Raw genomic sequence first — 17,107 nt, 5'->3', positions numbered from 1 at the left:
TAGCACTTATGCTGATACTGACGCGTCGCCCTGGTGAAAGCCTTTATCTCGGCGAGAACATACGCATAACCGTTCTGGGTATGCAGGGCAAACAGGTCAAGCTTGGCCTGGAAGTGCCGGGCGACACCACCGTTTACCGCGAAGAAGTGTACAAGCGGGTTGTGGAAGAAAACCGCCGCGCTCTTGAAACCAGTAACAACGACCTCATGGTGGCTGCTGAATTATGGCACGAAACAAAGAAATAGAGATCGAAACCCGCCTCGGGCGGCGTAGTATCGATGCCGAAAAGGTTGTGCATTTTCCACGCGGTCTGGCCGGATTTGAAAATGAAAGAGATTTCATTCTGCTGCAAATCCGCCCCGAGGCTCCTCTGCTTATTTTGCAGAGTACAAGCAACCCCGTGGTTGGCTTGCTGGTGGCTGATCCCTACAGCTTTATGGACAAGACCGCGTATGCCCCCGCCCTGGGCGAGGCCGAAAAGCAGCTTCTGCAAATAGCGGATCTGGAAGAAACAGCCGTTCTGGTGACAGTTTCCATTCCTGCCGGGCAGCCAGAGGCGGCCGTGCTCAACATGGCCGGGCCCATTATCATCAATTCCCAGGCCCGCCTGGGGCTTCAGGTGCCGCAGTGCGGCGATGGCCCGCAGCAGATTTACATGCACAGTCTCAAACCAGTGGACAGCGAAGCGCCTGCGGAAGCAGGCGGAACCGCCCCGGCGGAGTAGCCTGCGCCGCAGTTGGGCTGCCACATCTACCTGGATTGTCGCATCTATTGGACTTGCGTTCGTATTGGCTGGAGGCCGCCCCATGGGCGGCCTCTTTTATCGTGGTTTCAGGCAAATTCACTTTGAAATTGCTCTGACGGCTGCGCGAGAAGGCTCCGGCGGGAGACGCAGACGCCGGAGTGGGGACTGCAAAAACTTTGCAAAAAAGCAACCGCAAAGGTAGGATGGGCCATCCAGTTCATGCCAGGGTATTTTATCTTTGAAATAAGGTAACATGCTCTAACGCTGCGCTCTCCTCCAGCGTCGGGGCAGGTACCCTTTTTCAATGCAACATGCCCAGAAAGTAGCATGAACGCGCTCGGCCGGTCGTAGCGCGTCATTGTCCGGCAACATTGACGGGGCTATTGCCGATCTTATTTATAAAGAGCAGACTCAAACAAAAATAGCGGCAGGCCAGCAGAAAAAAGTTACATTTTTGTGCCGCCTGAACTACTTTTTTACGGTTTTTAAAAACTGCCTTATTTCAGCCAATTGCCCGACATTTCCCTCGTGAACGCGGCTCTTCAGACAGCATTTTTGCGCACAGTTCTGCTAGTGATACCAAAGTTTTTTGGCGCATCCCCTATGCAAGGCTGGTAATCATGGATATACGGTTTTATTCTTGTAGAAAAGTTGACCGGTTGGGCAACCAATCGCAAAGTGTCCGGTGTGTCCCGGACTGGCGAGTGGGGCGTGCGGGTTGCACCTCCGCCATACAGATGTTCAAGGAGGCCTCATGGCAAGTCAGGCGTTGATCAGGGATTTTGAAGACCTCATCGGCAAAGAAAACGTGTTCAGCTCCGAAGCAGACCGGCAGAGCTACTCGTATGATTCGGCGGTGCTCGCCCCGGTTGTGCCTTCGCTTGTGCTGCGCCCGACCTCCACTGAACAGTTGGGCGTCTGTGTGAAGAAGCTGTATGACAACGGCATCCCCATGACCGTTCGCGGCGCGGGCACCAACCTGTCGGGCGGCACCATCCCCGACAGCACCGATACGGTTGTCATCCTGACCAATGGTCTCAACCGCATCATTGAAATCAACTCCGACGACCTTTATGCCGTGGTCGAACCCGGCGTCATTACCGCCCAGTTCGCCGCCGAAGTCGCCAAAAAAAATCTTTTCTACCCCCCGGATCCGGGCTCTCAGGCCGTGTCCACCATTGGCGGCAACATTGCTGAAAACGCTGGCGGCCTGCGCGGCCTCAAGTATGGCGTGACCAAGGACTATCTCATGGGCGTGGAGTTTTTTGACGCCACCGGCGAGATCGTCAAGTCCGGCTCGCGCACGGTCAAGTGCGTCACCGGGTACAACCTCGGCGGCATGCTGGTGCAGTCAGAAGGCACGCTGGGCATCATTTCCCAGGCCATTCTCAAGCTTGTGCCCCCGCCCAAGGCGTCCAAGGCCCTCATGGCCGTGTTCGACGAGGTGCAGAACGCCGCCGAAGCCGTGGCGGGCATCATTGCCGCCCACGTGGTTCCCTGTACGCTCGAACTTCTGGACAACAACACCATCGTGCGCGTGGACGACTTCACCAAGGCCGGACTGCCGCGTGAAGCTGGCGCCATCCTGCTGATTGAAGTGGACGGCCATCCCGCCCAGGTGGCGGACGACGCCGAAGCCGTGGAACGTGTGCTCAAGGCCAATCACGCCAGCGCCGTACATGTGCCCAAGGACGCCGAAGAAAAGTTCAAACTGTGGGAAGCCCGCCGCATGGCTCTGCCCGTGCTGGCCCGTTGCCGTCCCACCACCGTGCTTGAAGACGCCACCGTGCCGCGTTCGCAGATCCCCGCCATGCTGAAGGCCGTCAATGAAATCGCCGCCAAGTACAAGCTTGAGGTGGGCACCTTCGGACACGCCGGCGACGGCAACCTGCACCCCACCTTTTTGTGCGACAAGCGCGACAAGGACGAATTCCACCGCGTGGAAGAAGCCATTGACGAAATGTTCGACGTGGCCCTCAAGCTGCACGGCACCCTCTCCGGCGAGCACGGCATCGGCACGGCCAAGGCCAAATGGATGGAAAAAGAAACCTCGCGCGGCACCATTTTGTTCTCGCAGCGGCTGCGTCGTGCCCTTGACCCCAAGGGCCTGTTCAACGCCACCAAGCTGGTGGGAATCTAGGAGCCTTACATGAGCAATCTGCACGAACTGTCCCAGCGCCTCATGGCTCTGGATGACAGGATTACAGCCTGTATGAAGTGCGGCATGTGCCAGGCCGTGTGCCCCATGTACGGCGCGTCCGGCATGGAAGCAGACGTGGCCCGCGGCAAGCTGGCCCTTATCGACAATCTTGCCCACGAAATGATTCAGGATCCGGAAGCCGTTTCCGACAAGCTGGGCCGCTGCCTTTTGTGCGGTTCCTGCCAGGCTGCCTGTCCTCCCGGCGTCCAGATTATGGACGTCTTTATGGAAGCGCGGGAACTCGTCAACGCCTATCTTGGCCTGCATCCCGTCAAGAAAATGATCTTCCGCGCGCTGCTGCCGCAGCCCGGCCTGTTCAATCTGGCCATGCGCGTGGGCGCACCCATGCAGGGCCTCATGTTCCGCAGCACGGGTGCTCCCCAGGGCACGGTCTGTGCTCCCATGCTCAACTTCATGCTGGGCGACCGTCACATGCGGCCCCTGGCCAAGAAGCCCCTGCATGTGCGCCATGGCGCCCTTGACGAACGCCGCCAGTCCGGCGGCATCAAGGTGGCCTTCTATCCCGGCTGCATGGGCGACAAGATGTATGTGGACATGGCCGAAGCCTGCCTCAAGGTGCTTCACCACCACAACGTCGCTGTCTTCATGCCCAAGGGCCTGACCTGCTGTGGCATCCCGGCCCTGTCTTCGGGCGATGCCGACGGCATGGTCAAGCAGATGAAGGCCAACCTCAAGGCCCTTGACGGCGTGGACTTTGACTACATCCTGAGCCCCTGCGGCTCCTGCACCTCCACCATCAAAGAACTCTGGCCCCGTTACGCGGACCGTATCGGCGCGGCGGAAAAGCGCAAGGTTGACCAACTGGCCGCCAAGGCCATGGACATCAACGCCTTTCTCGTGGACGTGCTCAAGGTGCATCCCGCCGAAGCTCCGGCTGGCAATGCGACCACGGTGACCTATCACGACTCCTGCCATCTCAAAAAATCATTGGGCGTGGTCAGCCAGCCGCGTGCCGTCATGGCCGCCAACCCCGCGTACAAGGTTGTGGAAATGGCGGAGCCGGATCGCTGCTGTGGTTGCGGCGGCTCGTTCAACCTTTTCCACTATGACTATTCACGCAAGATCGGCCAGCGCAAGCGCGATAATGTCGTGGCTTCCAGAGCTGAAGTGGTGGCCGCTGGCTGCCCCGCCTGCATGATGCAGCTTGAGGACGTGCTTTCGCATAACAATGACCGCGTGCGCGTCATGCACACTGTGGAAATATACGCTGAAAGCCTGAAATAAAACGGCCGCTCCGGCGGGGAAGATTCTTCCCCGCCGGGGTGACGCGGGAGGCCCGCGTAACCTAGATGACCCATAAGGAGTATCGTATGCCCCCTGTAAACCAGGAACTGGTCGAAGCTTTCGCCGCCAAGGCCGCAGCGGTCAGCGCAGTGGTGCAGGAAGTGCCCACCATGGCCGCGGCCCTGCAATATGTTGTGGACGTTTGCGCCAGCAAGGCTCCTGCTGAAATCCTGGCTGACGAGCCCGGCACAGCCCAGGGCCCTCTGAGCCCCAACAATGTTCCCACCCGCCTGCAGCGGGTGGTCGCCGCCCCCGAACTCAATGACGCGGATTTCGCCGTTCTGGCTGCCGCCTGTGAGGAAAAGGGCTTTCTCTGCATCCGCGAAGGACTGCGCAACTATCTTGCGGGCATCGATGTGGGTCTGTCCACGGGCATCGTGGGCGTGGCCGCCAGCGCCACCTGTCTGCTGAACACCGACAATGAGGACGTGCGCCTGGCGGGCATGATTTCCGAAGTGTCCATGATACTTCTGCACAAGTCCGACATCTACCCCGATCTGCCGTCCATCGCGCAGATTCTGCGCGAGCGCATGAGTGCAGCGCCTGCTACCTACACCACCCTGGTGACGGGGCCCAGCCGTACGGCTGACATCGAACGTGTGGCTGCCGTGGGCGTACATGGCCCGCTGGAACTCCACGTCATTCTTCTGGAGGACTAACCCATGCATGACGCCCTTAAAAGCAATTCCGGCTACCACAAGGAGCTGGACGAAGCCCTTAACGACGAATTTTTGCGCCGCACCCTGGACACCTTCGCCGTTGCCTACCGCGCCAACCGCGAAGCCGTGTTCAAGGAAGTGGACGAGCGCGGCCTCATAGCCAAGGTGGCTGACGCCAAGGATTACGCCTGTCAGCATATGGAAGAACTGTACAGCCAGTTCAAGGCCGAAGCCGAAAAGCGCGGCGTGCACGTGCACCGTGCCGTCAACGCCGCCGAAGCCAACGAGATCATCTCGCGCATCGCCAGAGAAAACAACGTCAAGCGCGTGGTGAAGTCCAAGTCCATGACGGCTGAGGAAATCGAGCTGAATCCCGCTCTTGAGGCCCAGGGCCTCATCGTGGACGAAACCGACCTCGGCGAATGGATCATCCAGCTGCGGCACGAAGGCCCCTCGCACATGGTCATGCCCGCCATCCACCTTTCGCGCTACCAGGTGGCCGACGACTTCACCAAGGCCACGGGCACGAAACAGGATTCGGACGTGCAGCACCTGGTCAAGGTGGCCCGCGTGCAGTTGCGCCGCAAGTTCGTTGCCGCTGATATGGGCATCAGCGGGTGCAACTTCGCCGTGGCTGAAAACGGCGCCATTTCTACCGTGACCAACGAAGGCAACGCCCGCATGGTCACCACCCTGCCGCGCGTGCATGTGGCCATAGCCGGTCTCGACAAGCTCGTTGCCAAGCTGGACGACGCCCTGACCGCCCTGCTGGTGCTGCCCCGCAACGCCACTGCCCAACGCCTGACCTCATACGTCACCTGGATGTGCGGCGCGGGCCCCTGTGCCGCCAATGCCGACAACAAAAAGATCTTGCATGTGGTCTTTCTGGACAACGGCCGCACCGAGATCGCCAAGGATCCGCTGTTCAAGCAGATCTTCCGCTGCGTGCGCTGCGGCGCCTGCGCCAACGTCTGTCCCGTGTACCGCCTCGTGGGCGGCCACAAGATGGGCTACATCTACATTGGCGCCATCGGCCTCATCCTGACCTACTTTTTCCACGGCAAGGAACGCGCCCGCATCCTGAGCCAGAACTGCATGGGCTGCGAATCCTGCGCCAACGTGTGCGCCGGCGGCATCGAGCTGCCGCGCCTCATCCGCGAAATCCGCGCGCGCCTCAACGAGGAGCAGGGCGCTCCCATTGAGGCCAACCTGCTGTCAGCCGTCATGAAGAACCGCAAGCTCTTCCACAAGCTGCTCAAGTTCGCCAGCTTCGCCCAGAAGCCCTTCACGCGCGGCGCTCAGTTCCAGCGGCATCTGCCCGCCGTGTTCCTGGGCAAACACAACTTCAAGGCCCTGCCCGCCATTGCCAACAAGTCCTTCCGCGACCGCTGGCCCGAAATCGCGCCCAAGGTACAGAACCCCGTCATGCGCGTGGCCATCTTCAGCGGTTGCGCCCAGGACTTCATCTATCCCGAACAGCTGGAAGCCTGCGTGAAGGTCCTGGCCGCCAAGAATGTGGCCGTGGACTTTCCCATGGAGCAGTCCTGCTGCGGTCTGCCCCTGGAAATGATGGGACAGCGCAAAACCTCCATTGACGTGGCCAAGCAGAACCTTGCCGCGTTCCGTGGCGGCAACTACGACTACATTATCACCCTGTGCGCAAGCTGCGCCGGACATTTGAAGCACCACTATCCGCAGATCCTCGACAAGGATTATGCCATGGTGGAAGGCCAGGCCTTCGCGGCCAAGGTCATCGACTTCAGCTCCTTTGTGCATGACGTGCTGGGGCTCAAGCCCGAAGACTTCCAGAAGTCCGGGCAAAAGGTCACCTACCACGCTTCCTGCCACCTTTGCCGTGGCCTGAACGTGAAGGAAGCCCCGCGCGCGCTTATTGCCGATGCCGCCGAGTATGTGCCCTGCGAAGAAGAAGAGGTCTGCTGCGGATTCGGCGGCAGCTACTCTGTGAAGTTCCCTGAAATATCGGCACAGCTTCTGGAAAAGAAAGTCAACAACATGAAGGCCACCGGGGCGGATCGCCTGGTGGTGGACTGTCCCGGCTGCGTCATGCAGCTGCGTGGCGGCGCTGAAAAGCAGGGACTGAAGATCAAGGTCGATCACATCGCCGAGCTGTTGGCCGACAACCTGAAAAAATAACCCATATCCGTAAAAATAGTAACGAAGCGCCGCTTGAAAAAGCGGCGCTTCGTTTTTTGGAACATTGAAAGTTGGCAACGCGTTGTGGGGGAGGGACCCTTTTAAAAAAGGGTCTCCTCCCTCACGCCCCCACCCCCTAAAATTTTTATTGCAGTATGCAGCAGTACAAAGCGCTTTCTGGCATGGCGAGCGCAGCCACACACGGGCGTTAGGACAATTGGGGCATTATGGCAATTGGGGGGGGCAGGGCAATTGGCATCAGGGCTCTTTCAAGACGAAATTGTACTGCACGGGATTGGTGCGGGAGGGCGCGCGAAGAGAAACAGCGCTGCCTGCTCTGAAAAAAGTGCGCGTAAAAGTATGCCACACCTGCCGGATGGCGGATGGCTCGTGAAGCAATGCATGATGACAGGCAATACTGTCGCGCTGACAGGTGGGCGTGCTTTGCCGCAGCGCCAATCGTTCAGGATGTCGGATAGCGTGTTCCGGACGGCTGGTCGCAGGCAGACCGCCGCAAAGTGCGTGCACTTCAGCGCAGGGATTTTTTTAGTGCATTGCCAGTGTAGGAATGCGCCACCAGTACCAGTGGCTGACAATGGTGGGATCTTGAGGTTGCCATTCTCCACAAGTTTCAAAGTAATGCAGAATTTTGCATTCCGTATCGCTGAGGTTGCGTTCCTTCTGGATCATCTGACGGATACGGAAGAAAATGGCCTGGCATTCAAAGAGGCTGAGGCAATCTTCATCCATGCAGACGTCTGCTTGGAGATGGAGGACAAACTCCTTGTAAAACGGGTTGTCTTCACTAACGCAAGCATCAAATGACGGGCAGTTTTCCAGCAGGTATTTCAGGCCTTGCGAAAAAAGCCTGTCGGTCGGGCGATGCGGCGCCTGCTCGGTGCAGGTTCTATATAGTCTTTCCATTGCCTCGTGGTAATTGGAAAGGGGCATAATCAGCTCCTCTAGCTAGTGATTCTGAGAGTACCAATATATCAAAGTTCAGATAAATTACAAATTATTCTATAGTTTAGGAACAGACTCAAGACGCGGACATAAAAATGGATACGATATCGGGTACAGCAGGGGCCAGTCGAAAATGCGAAACTGACCGTCAGCGTATGGGGCGGCGGGGTTGCAAATACTGGGGCTGAAAAAACAGCCTGTACTGTTTGGCGGGAGAAAGATGGGCCGGTCTGCTGACCTCGCCTTCAATGGATAGAGGCTTGTCGGACAGGCCAAAGGGCTGCAATTGCCCTGGCGCCATGTCCATGTGTGAGAGTCTTTCTCCGGTGACATTAAAAACGGGCATGGTACTGTTGGTATTTCCTGCAGTCAGTAGGCCATATTTGCCCGCAGGTAGCATGATTTCAGCGGTTCCATTATGTGCGGTGGCGTTGAGCAGGCTTGGCACGGGCAGATCCGTGCGCCGCAGCACATCAAGAAAGTCGTTGCCAGTCCGCCCCACAAAGGTAACCAGTGAGGTTCCATCGCCGTATACCAGCAGACTGACAGGCATTGTGCCGCCATGAATACCCATAAAGGCCGGTTTTCCACCAGCGGGCATAATAACCCAGGGCTCCTCTGGTTGAATGTTGTTTTTTTGTGTGCCTGAAGATTGCGCGGCCAGAGCATCGGACACGATACCTACGGCAAATATAAGGCACAGAATGCAAAAAAGCCGTATCTTCATGGCATCTGTACTTCCATTTATCAGCAATGATGCATTGTTACGCACGGGCAGCATATACCTTGGCGAATGTTTTCGCGAGAGCCTGCCGCAAGCCTGGCTGGCCATTCCGGTGGGCGCGGTAAGGGGCTTCCAAGCAAATGTGTAATGCTAGCATCTTGTTGCAGCCAGCGCCAGTCCCGGTATTTTGCGTGCATTGCCTGAACGTAACAGTAGTGCGCAGCACTATAAAAGCTTTAGTAAGGGGCGGCGTAATTGTCAAGGAGCGCTCCTGCCAGCTTGCTGAAAATCAATAAAAAATTCTACTTATTTTGCACGGTTGCGTTTTGCGGGCTGCACAGGAGCAGGCGCGTGTTCGGGCTTGGGTGGCAGGGGCGGGCTAAGGTCTGGCGGCTCCGGAATGCGCGGAAGGTTAACGCTGTTCCCCAGATAATGGAGAAAAAACTCGGTTAAGGCCGCAACCATGCTTTTGTGGATGCTTTTTCTGCTCTCATCGCTGACCGAACGGCAAAGTTCGGGCAGTTCCGCCTCCAGCGCGGGCGGGCAGGGGGCCATGAGCGCTCCTGCGTCAGCCTTGTCCAGTACCAGCCAGCGGGATTTTTTGCCCGCCATGTCATAAATCCGGCGGGCGTGCAGGGCGGTATTGTTCAGCCGGTCGTTGGAGGCGGCCATGAGCAGCAGAGGCGGGTAAAACCAGCGGAAAGAATCGCGGTTGAAGAGCATGCCAAAACCCGGAGCCACAGCGGCCACAGCCTTGACGCGCTTGTCGGCGAGGCTCTTGGTCAGGGGCAGGCTCCGGCAGAGACCATCCATGCGGTTGCGCGCCCAGACATTGCAATACATGTCCTGCTTGCCCGCCTGGGCGCAGTAGGTGCGCCAGCCCTCGCAGTCGGGCAGCGCGCCGCCCAGCAGCAGGGCGGCAGTGCCGCCGGCGCCGAACCCCAGCACGCCGATGCGCTCGGGGTCAATGGAGGGTTCGGATTCAGGATCATTGAGCAGAAGGGGGATAAGGCTGGAAAGCTCGCGCACCCTGTTGGACAGTTGCTGCCAGGTCAGCAGAAGATCCATATTGTCGGTATTGTCGCCGGGGTGGGTGGGCGCGGCCACCACAAAACCGCTGGCGGCCAGCCATGCGGCGGTGTCGTGATACGAAAAGCGCGATCCCGCGGTATCGTGCGAAAGCAGGATAAGCGGAAAACGCCCGTCCACGGCTTTTCCCCCACGGGCTGCGGAGATTTCCCACGGGCCGTACTGGATGTCGCGCGGAGGTCGCACCGAGGGATACCAAAGGTTTACGTCAAGGCGCAGGCCGCTTTCCGGGTCCCACTGCCCAAGGGTACGAAAACCCACGTGGTAAAAATCGGCCCTCGCGTTGGGGGCCGGCAGCAGCGTCAAGCAGAGAAACAAAATCAGGATTGCAGAAAAATTCTGTCGCATGCCCGTGTTGTGCCATAAGCGGCCTTGGGGTACAAGGGCGGTCAGGAGCGGCGCTTTGCCCCCGAAATCAGGCCACGGAGCTGGAATGTATGGATATACTGCGCTATTTTATTGACTTTATTCTGCACATTGACGTGCATCTTTTTGAACTGGTTGCACAATACGGTCTTTGGATTTACGCCATACTTTTTATCGTCGTTTTTTGTGAGACCGGCCTCGTGGTAACGCCCTTTCTGCCGGGCGACTCCCTGCTGTTCGCGTCGGGCGTGGTGGCCGGGGCCGGGCTTATGGGCTATGCGGAAGTGATGCTGGTGCTGCTGGCGGCGGGCGTTTTTGGCGATGCCGTCAATTATTGCATCGGCCGCCATGTGGGCCCGGCCATTTTTTCCCGTGACAGCCGCTTCATCAAGAAGGAACACCTGCTCAAGGCCCATCATTTTTACGAGCGCCACGGCGGCAAGGCCATTGTGCTGGCCCGCTTTGTGCCCATTGTCCGCACATTTGCCCCCTTTGTGGCGGGTATTGCCCTCATGTGCCCGCGCACCTTCTTTTTCTTCAACGTGACGGGCTGCATACTGTGGGTGGGCTGCCTGGTTTCAGCCGGATTTTTTCTGGGGAATCTGGATTGGGTGCGCCAGAACTTCAGCATCATCGTCTATGCCATTGTGGTGGTCTCGGTGCTGCCGGTGGTCATAGAAGTGCTGCGATCCCGCTTTGGCGGCAAAAAGAGCGATGTGGACGGAAGGGAAAAAAAGTAGCCCTTGGATTGATATATTGCCCCGGACCACAAAAAATCCCGCCAAGGCGGGATTTTTTGTGGTTGTTGCAATGCCAGCCGCGCGAATTGCCCAGGCCCGGCGCATAATGGGGCTTTGAAACAGGCGCGGGCGCGTTTGATTCGAAGATGCCTACACGATCACACGCAGCCGTCCGTCTTCCATATGCGCCTCGCGATTGATGCACAGGGGCGCGTCTTCGCCATGGTGGGACACAAAGACCATAGGCAGCCCCCTGGCGGCCAGATGGTCCAGAAGGTTGAGGTAGCGCGCGCGGCTTTGGGCGTCCAGGCCGGAGCAGGGTTCGTCCAGCAGCAGCAGATCAGGCTCGCCCACCAGCGCCCGCGCCAGGAAGAGGCGGCGCAGCTGCCCGGTGGACAGACGACGGATGGACTGCCGCCCGAGGGCTTCTACGCCCTCCTCGCTTTCTTCAGGAAACATCTCGCGCATGCGGCGGAGAGCCTCGGCCTTTTCCGCCGGGCTGAACTTGCGGTAGACGCCGATGCTGTTGTCAAACCCGGTGCAGACCATGTCATGCGCCGTCAGCGAATAGCCGTACAGCGCCTGCGACAGGTCGGATACAAGGCGTATGCCCTTGCGCACTGCGGCCAGGGTGTCCACAGCGCCGCCCTGACGCGGCAGCCAGCGCTCCAGCGTGCCCCCGGCGGCCGCGAACTCGTCACCGGCCAGCAGCCGCAGCAGGGTGGATTTACCTGAGCCGTTGGCCCCGCTGATGCGCCAGTGCTCCCCTTGATGCATGCTCCAGGTGACATTGTGCAGCACTTCCTGTCTGTCGATGAAAACGGTGACGTTTTCAAGGTTCAGCAAGGGATGCACCGCTTCAACCTGCCCGGCTTCATCATCCGTGATGGTAAGCCCTTTTTCCTGCACAGCGTCAGTTCCCTCGGCTTCCGAGGCTTCGCCTGCCTGGCTCGGAGGGACGGAATACAGCCTGCCGTCACTGACATAGTGGCGTTCCTCGCACCAGGCGGGTATCTGCCCGGGACGGTGCGCGGTCATGATGACGGTGCAGCGCGCGGCGTGCTCTTCAAGCACGTCAAAGAAAATTTCGCGGTAGCGGGCGTCCAGTCCGTCGGTGCACTCGTCAAGCAAAAGTAGGGCCGGGGCCCGCAACAGGGCTCTGCCCAGAAGCAGCAGGCGCAACTGGCCTTGCGAAAGGGTGTGCATGGCGCGATCCAGGAGGCCCTCCGCCTCGAGGCGGTCCGCCATCCGCACGGCTGCTTCGCGGCGGGCGAGGGCCTGAGCGCCGCCGTCGGAATAGACCAGGGGCGTATCGTCAAATCCTGTGAGCAGCAGGTCCAGACCTGTCAGATCCCACGCCTGGCGCTGGTAGTTTTCCTGCTGGCCGGGGGACACAAGGGCCGTCATGGCGCGTCCGGCCAGAGGTGACTGTTCGCGGCCTTCGGCCGTGTGCCACCAGATGTGGCCCTTGGAAGGCCAAAGTTCGCCGCGCAGCAGTCGCAGCAGGGTGGACTTGCCGGAGCCGTTGGGCCCAAGCAGGGCGCAGTGGCGGCCACGCGCAACCTGCCAGTCTATGTGGTGCAAGATGCGCCGCTGGCTGGCGTCGCCAGGCAGAAAAAGACTCAGATCCCTGATGGTTACAATTGGTTCAAACATATATCATCCCTGCTACAGGCATTCAGCGTGATGCGAAAAGGTTCGAGAACGTGTTGCCGAGGGCAGAAGGGCGGCTTCTGGGCCGGGCTGCCGCCGGGCCTTCCCCGCCGGAGTTCCTGCCGGAGTTCCTGCCAGGGCTTCGGCCAGTGACTTGTCCAGGGCCTTGACAAGGCGCCATGCCCTAAATGGGGTAGACGCTGCGCTGCCCACGGTCAAACACGGTGTATTCCCTGAATCCGAAGGCTCGGGCATAGGAGGCCAGCCGGGCAAAGCCGTAACCCACATCGTCCGTCACGTGCGCGTCCGAAGCGAAGCTTATGGGCAGGCCCATTTCTGCGGCCATGACCATGATGGGCGGCGCGGGATAGATTTCGCGGCAGGCTTTGCGCAGACCGGCTGAGGAAACTTCCATGCTCATGCCGGAGTGCCGCAAGGCCGCAAGTCCCTTTCGCACAAGGGCCAGGCTTTCCGGCTTTGCCAGCCAGACGTGAAACTGCTCGACGGAGAAAATTTTGATGAGATCCGGGTGCGCGGCAATATTGAAGAGGCCGGAGGCCAGCATACGTTCCCAGGCTTCAAAATAGCGGGTGTACTGGGCTTCGCATTCTTCCTGCGACATGTCCTTCCACGGTTGCGCGCCATCATCAAAGCCCCATGGGCCGATGAAGTGCACGCTGCCCAGCAGGTAGTCAAAATCGTAGGCAGTACTGGACGCGCGGGTAAAGTCCAGCTGGCCTTCAAGCCAGTCCATTTCCATGCCGAAAAGCACCCGGCAGGGGCCGTGCGCATTGGCGGCCTTGATTTCCAGAACTTCGCGGGCGTAGTCCGGCAGGTGGCGCGTCAGTTTGTCCCTGTATTCATTGGTGTAATCAAAACCCAGGGGACGTGGCGAATGCTCGGTAAAGCCAATGATCTCAAGCCCCCTGGCCTGAGCGGCCGCGTACATTTCGGCAGGGCTGTTGCCGCCGTGAGAATACTTGGTGTGGGTGTGCAGGTCTGCGAGAATCATGCGTTGGTTTTCCTGGGTGTCCGGGGAGTCCCGGCCTCCCGTGGCGGGAGGAAGGTTGCTGTGTGCAGCCAGTATGAACCGGAAAAGCCCGGCTGGCAAGATGCGGCAGGTACGGTCAGCCCCAGGGACGGGCCTTGGGGCATGCAGGCATGTTAGGGCGCTGTCCAAAAAACGGGTGCGAAAGTTCGCCTGGCAAACTTCCGCACCCGTATAGCAACAATCAACTATGCCTGTACTTTATTTCAGCAAGCGTCGTACAATTTCCTGCCCGGCCTTGCGCCCCGCGCCCATGGCGAGGATGACGGTGGCCGCGCCGGTGACGATGTCGCCTCCGGCAAAGACGTTGGGCATGGACGTTTCGCCCGTTTCTTCATTGACCTCGATATAGCCCCACTTGTTCTGCTTGAGCTTGGGGGTGGCGTCCAGAAGAATGGGATTGGAACGTGTGCCCAGCGCCACAACGGCAAGGTCCGTGGGCAGATCGAACACTTCGCCCTCAATGGCCACGGGGCGGCGGCGGCCGGAGGCGTCGGGTTCGCCCAGTTCCATTTTTTGCAGGGTAACGGAAGTGAGGCGCATTTCGGCATTGCCGTTAAAGCGCAGCGGGGCCGAAAGCATGGCGAACTGCACGCCCTCTTCCTCGGCGTGTTCCAGTTCTTCAAGGCGGGCGGGCATTTCGGCCCTGGTGCGGCGGTAGACGATGTGCACGCTTTCCGCCCCCATGCGCAGGGCGGTGCGGGCCGCGTCCATGGCCACGTTGCCCGCGCCGAAGACCGTGACGTTCTTGCCGGGAAAGGCCGGGGTGTCCTGATGCGGAAAGTCGTAGGCCCGGCCAAGGTTCACGCGGGTGAGGTACTCGTTGGCCGAGAACACGCCCACCAGATTTTCGCCGGGAACGCCCAGAAACATTGGCAGGCCCGCGCCCACGCCGATAAAGACGGCATGGTGGGTTTCAAGCAGTTCTTCCACCTCGACGGTACGGCCGCCAACGGAGTTGAGGTGAAAGTCCACGCCAGCCAGGCGCAGGCCGTCAATTTCGGTGGCAACCACGTTCTTGGGCAGACGAAAGGCGGGGATGCCGTAAATGAGCACTCCGCCGGGCTCGTGCAGGGCTTCGTACACGTCAACCTTGATGCCCGCAGCGGCGCAGACGCCCGCACAGGTGAGGGAAGACGGGCCGGAGCCGATGCAGGCAACCTTGAGGTCGCCGCGCGGCAGGGCGCAGGCATCCGTGCCCGTGACCTGTTCGCAGGCCGTGGTGGCGATGTAGGTGTCGGCCACAAAACGCTCAAGGCGGCCGATGGCCACGGGCTGGCCCTTGGCCCTGAGAACGCACTTGCCCTCGCACTGGTGTTCCTGCGGGCAGACGCGGCCGCAGACGGCGGGCAGGCTGTTGGTGCTCTTGATGATGCGGTAGGCGGCGTCCATGTTGCCATGCGCCGCTTCACGGATAAAGTCGCGGATGGGCACTTCCACCGGGCAGCCGCTGACGCAGAGGGGCTTTTTGCACTGGAGGCAGCGCTGGGCTTCTTCAATGGCCATTTCCCTGGTGTAACCCAGGGCCACTTCGTCAAAATTGGCGCGGCGCACTTCGGCGGGCTGGCAGGGCATGTCCACCCTGGGGGCAACGGGCTTTTTGGGGGTCTTAGTTTCCATGAGCAGTCCTCTGATAGTCGTCGATGGAGACCTTCTCCTGTTCACGATAGGCGGCCAGACGGCGGCGCAGTTCAGGAAAATCCACTTCGTGCCCGTCAAATTCGGGGCCGTCGACACAGGCGAACTTGGTTTTGCCGCCCACGCTGACGCGGCAGGCGCCGCACATGCCTATGCCGTCAACCATGATGGGGTTGAGGCTGACCGTGGTCTTGACGCCAAAGGGGCGCGTGGTTTCGGCCACAGCCGCCATCATGGGCACGGGGCCCACGGCCACGACTTCAAAGACGCTCTTGTCTTTTTCAAGCCTGTCGCGCAGAAGATCCGTCACAAGGCCCTTGTGGCCGTAACTGCCGTCATCGGTGGAGATGAGCAGTTCGTTGACAAAGGATTTCAGCTCGTTTTCAAAAAGCAGCAGGTCCTTGCTGCGCGCGCCGATGACGCCCACAACCTTGTTGCCCATGCGGGCGTGGCCCTTGGCAATGTGGTGCATGGCGGCAATGCCCGTGCCGCCGCCCACACAGATGACGGTGCCTTTCTTTTCAATATGGGTGGGGTGGCCCAGAGGACCGCAGACGTCAAGGATGTCGTCGCCCACGGTAAGGGCTTCAAGCAGGGCCGTGCTTTTGCCCATGACCAGATACACAATGGTGATGGTGCCGTTTTCGGCGTCAGTATCAGCAATGGTAAGGGGAATGCGCTCCCCGGTGGGGGTCATGCGCAGCATGACAAAATGGCCGGGTTTGCCCTTGCGGGCGATTTCCGGCGCATCAAGCACCAGCTTGCTGGTTTTGCCCGGGATCAGGCTTTCCTTGTGCAGTATGCGTGTTGGCATGGACTCTCCTCTTATGATTTTATGTGGTGACGGTATCTGCGAACACGACCCCTTGCAAGGACAACCCGGGCAAGAGGATGACATAACTCATTATGTATGCACGCCTTTGTGCAGAGCAGTAAAATTTTCTAGAAATAAGGTCTTTCCGCTAAAGGTTTTTATTCCGCACTCCGATAAGGCTAATGATGAGTGGGGAAGGGGAGACCGCATGTTGAGACAACATGGCGAACCAGCCCCCCAGACGCAGGGAAGCAGTGATCCATTCAGGGAGGAATGGTCATGTCGCAACACATCGATGACGCATTCCTGTCGGAAAACGGACCGCAGGACAGATCCGCGACCTCTTATGAGGAGCATGATCTTGTCCTGATACAACGGTACCTTGCCGTACTGGAAGAAAACAAAAAAGCCTGCTGCACGGCACTGACCGATGCGGATTTGGCAATGGACATGGCGGGATTTGTGCGGCGCACGCTGCAAAATTCCGCGCAGAGGCCCCTGGCGTCACCCGCACTGCTGGCTTTGGCCCTGGTGCAGCGGACGCCTGAAGGACCCCAACAGTAAACCGGCGCTGTCTGCCCCTGTGGGCGGGCCGTCGTGGAACCTGAAAAAACGCAACCTGGGCAGGCGGCTTTTTGCCGCGATGCCACCGTTAAAAGAAAAGCATCACTTTTCCGTGACATGGATGGGTGCGTGGCCGGTTCGCAGTTCATGAATAATTCTCCACTCATGTGAAGGGGAGGGCCGTGGGGGCCCTCCTCTTTTTTCCCCTCGTGAAAAAAAATTTTTACAAACTTGTGCTGTTTTTTTATTTGTGTCAAACTGAGGCATGATTAATTCGAAAATTGATATGACAAACAAGCAAAGGAATGAAGTAGCGCGCATCGTAACCAACTGGGCAAATTATCTTGAAAGTGTCCCGCCGACTTCCGATGCCGTTAAGGTGCACAGATGCTTTGGGACCAATAGTTCCATAGTGCGAAAAGATGATTTTAACAAAAAATTACGT

15 protein-coding genes are annotated in these 17,107 nt (G+C 59.1%); 8 read left to right on the top strand and 7 right to left on the bottom strand.

The window, feature by feature from the left end:
* The first annotated feature begins 8 nt into the window (after positions 1-8).
* The 6 genes from csrA to ldhH all read left to right on the top strand — a co-directional run bounded on the left by csrA (position 9) and on the right by ldhH (position 7,063).
* On the top strand, positions 9-245 hold the full coding sequence (csrA, locus tag DESU86_RS04665; RefSeq protein ID WP_012625619.1) for a carbon storage regulator CsrA: 237 nt from the start codon (positions 9-11) through the stop codon (positions 243-245).
* On the top strand, positions 224-724 hold the full coding sequence (gene fliW / locus DESU86_RS04660; protein WP_179979981.1) for a flagellar assembly protein FliW: 501 nt from the start codon (positions 224-226) through the stop codon (positions 722-724). Before csrA ends, fliW begins: the two co-directional genes overlap by 22 nt.
* Positions 725-1,499: 775 nt before the next feature.
* Positions 1,500-2,885 carry an FAD-binding oxidoreductase gene (locus DESU86_RS04655; RefSeq protein ID WP_179979980.1) on the top strand — a complete coding sequence of 462 codons (1,386 nt, stop codon included), beginning with the start codon at positions 1,500-1,502 and terminating at the stop codon, positions 2,883-2,885.
* Positions 2,886-2,894: 9 nt separating this feature from the next.
* Complete coding sequence (locus DESU86_RS04650) at positions 2,895-4,190, top strand: (Fe-S)-binding protein (RefSeq protein WP_179979979.1); 1,296 nt, start codon at positions 2,895-2,897, stop codon at positions 4,188-4,190.
* 86 nt (positions 4,191-4,276) lie between these two features.
* The gene (locus DESU86_RS04645) at positions 4,277-4,909 is read left to right on the top strand and encodes a lactate utilization protein (protein WP_179979978.1); all 633 of its coding nucleotides are present in this window, start codon (positions 4,277-4,279) and stop codon (positions 4,907-4,909) included.
* A gap of 3 nt (positions 4,910-4,912) precedes the next feature.
* Positions 4,913-7,063 carry an L-lactate dehydrogenase (quinone) large subunit LdhH gene (gene ldhH / locus DESU86_RS04640; protein ID WP_179979977.1) on the top strand — a complete coding sequence of 717 codons (2,151 nt, stop codon included), beginning with the start codon at positions 4,913-4,915 and terminating at the stop codon, positions 7,061-7,063.
* Between the two features lie 546 nt (positions 7,064-7,609).
* Here the strand turns inward: ldhH and DESU86_RS04635 are convergent.
* The 3 genes from DESU86_RS04635 to DESU86_RS04625 form a co-directional block, all read right to left on the bottom strand.
* Positions 7,610-8,014, bottom strand: a complete 405-nt coding sequence (locus tag DESU86_RS04635) for a hypothetical protein (protein WP_179979976.1) — start codon at positions 8,012-8,014, stop codon at positions 7,610-7,612.
* A 160-nt stretch (positions 8,015-8,174) separates the two neighbouring features.
* Complete coding sequence (locus tag DESU86_RS04630; RefSeq protein WP_179979975.1) at positions 8,175-8,753, bottom strand: hypothetical protein; 579 nt, start codon at positions 8,751-8,753, stop codon at positions 8,175-8,177.
* A gap of 303 nt (positions 8,754-9,056) precedes the next feature.
* Positions 9,057-10,100 (bottom strand): alpha/beta hydrolase family protein, encoded by a 1,044-nt coding sequence (locus DESU86_RS04625; RefSeq protein ID WP_232088260.1) that lies wholly within the window; start codon positions 10,098-10,100, stop codon positions 9,057-9,059.
* 176 nt (positions 10,101-10,276) lie between these two features.
* Between DESU86_RS04625 and DESU86_RS04620 the strand changes: the two genes are divergently transcribed.
* Positions 10,277-10,945 carry a DedA family protein gene (locus tag DESU86_RS04620; protein ID WP_179979973.1) on the top strand — a complete coding sequence of 223 codons (669 nt, stop codon included), beginning with the start codon at positions 10,277-10,279 and terminating at the stop codon, positions 10,943-10,945.
* Between the two features lie 150 nt (positions 10,946-11,095).
* Here the strand turns inward: DESU86_RS04620 and DESU86_RS04615 are convergent, their stop codons facing one another.
* From DESU86_RS04615 to DESU86_RS04600, 4 genes are all read right to left on the bottom strand, one after another.
* On the bottom strand, positions 11,096-12,601 hold the full coding sequence (locus DESU86_RS04615) for an ATP-binding cassette domain-containing protein (protein ID WP_179979972.1): 1,506 nt from the start codon (positions 12,599-12,601) through the stop codon (positions 11,096-11,098).
* A gap of 181 nt (positions 12,602-12,782) precedes the next feature.
* Positions 12,783-13,610, bottom strand: a complete 828-nt coding sequence (locus DESU86_RS04610) for a histidinol-phosphatase (RefSeq protein ID WP_179979971.1) — start codon at positions 13,608-13,610, stop codon at positions 12,783-12,785.
* 237 nt (positions 13,611-13,847) lie between these two features.
* Positions 13,848-15,266: an NADPH-dependent glutamate synthase gene (gltA, locus tag DESU86_RS04605; RefSeq protein ID WP_179979970.1), complete on the bottom strand. Its 1,419-nt coding sequence runs from the start codon at positions 15,264-15,266 to the stop codon at positions 13,848-13,850.
* On the bottom strand, positions 15,256-16,098 hold the full coding sequence (locus DESU86_RS04600; RefSeq protein WP_179979969.1) for a sulfide/dihydroorotate dehydrogenase-like FAD/NAD-binding protein: 843 nt from the start codon (positions 16,096-16,098) through the stop codon (positions 15,256-15,258). The genes gltA and DESU86_RS04600 overlap by 11 nt, the downstream gene beginning before the upstream one ends.
* A gap of 279 nt (positions 16,099-16,377) precedes the next feature.
* Between DESU86_RS04600 and DESU86_RS04595 the strand changes: the two genes are divergently transcribed.
* Positions 16,378-16,662 carry a hypothetical protein gene (locus tag DESU86_RS04595; protein ID WP_179979968.1) on the top strand — a complete coding sequence of 95 codons (285 nt, stop codon included), beginning with the start codon at positions 16,378-16,380 and terminating at the stop codon, positions 16,660-16,662.
* The last annotated feature ends 445 nt before the right edge of the window (positions 16,663-17,107 follow it).

Origin of the sequence: Desulfovibrio sp. 86 (genome assembly GCF_902702915.1) — a bacterium.
In the GTDB taxonomy this organism is placed as follows: domain Bacteria; phylum Desulfobacterota; class Desulfovibrionia; order Desulfovibrionales; family Desulfovibrionaceae; genus Desulfovibrio.
The sequence above is the reverse complement of the archived record's forward strand: the minus strand, read 5'-3'. Positions and strand labels throughout refer to the sequence as shown.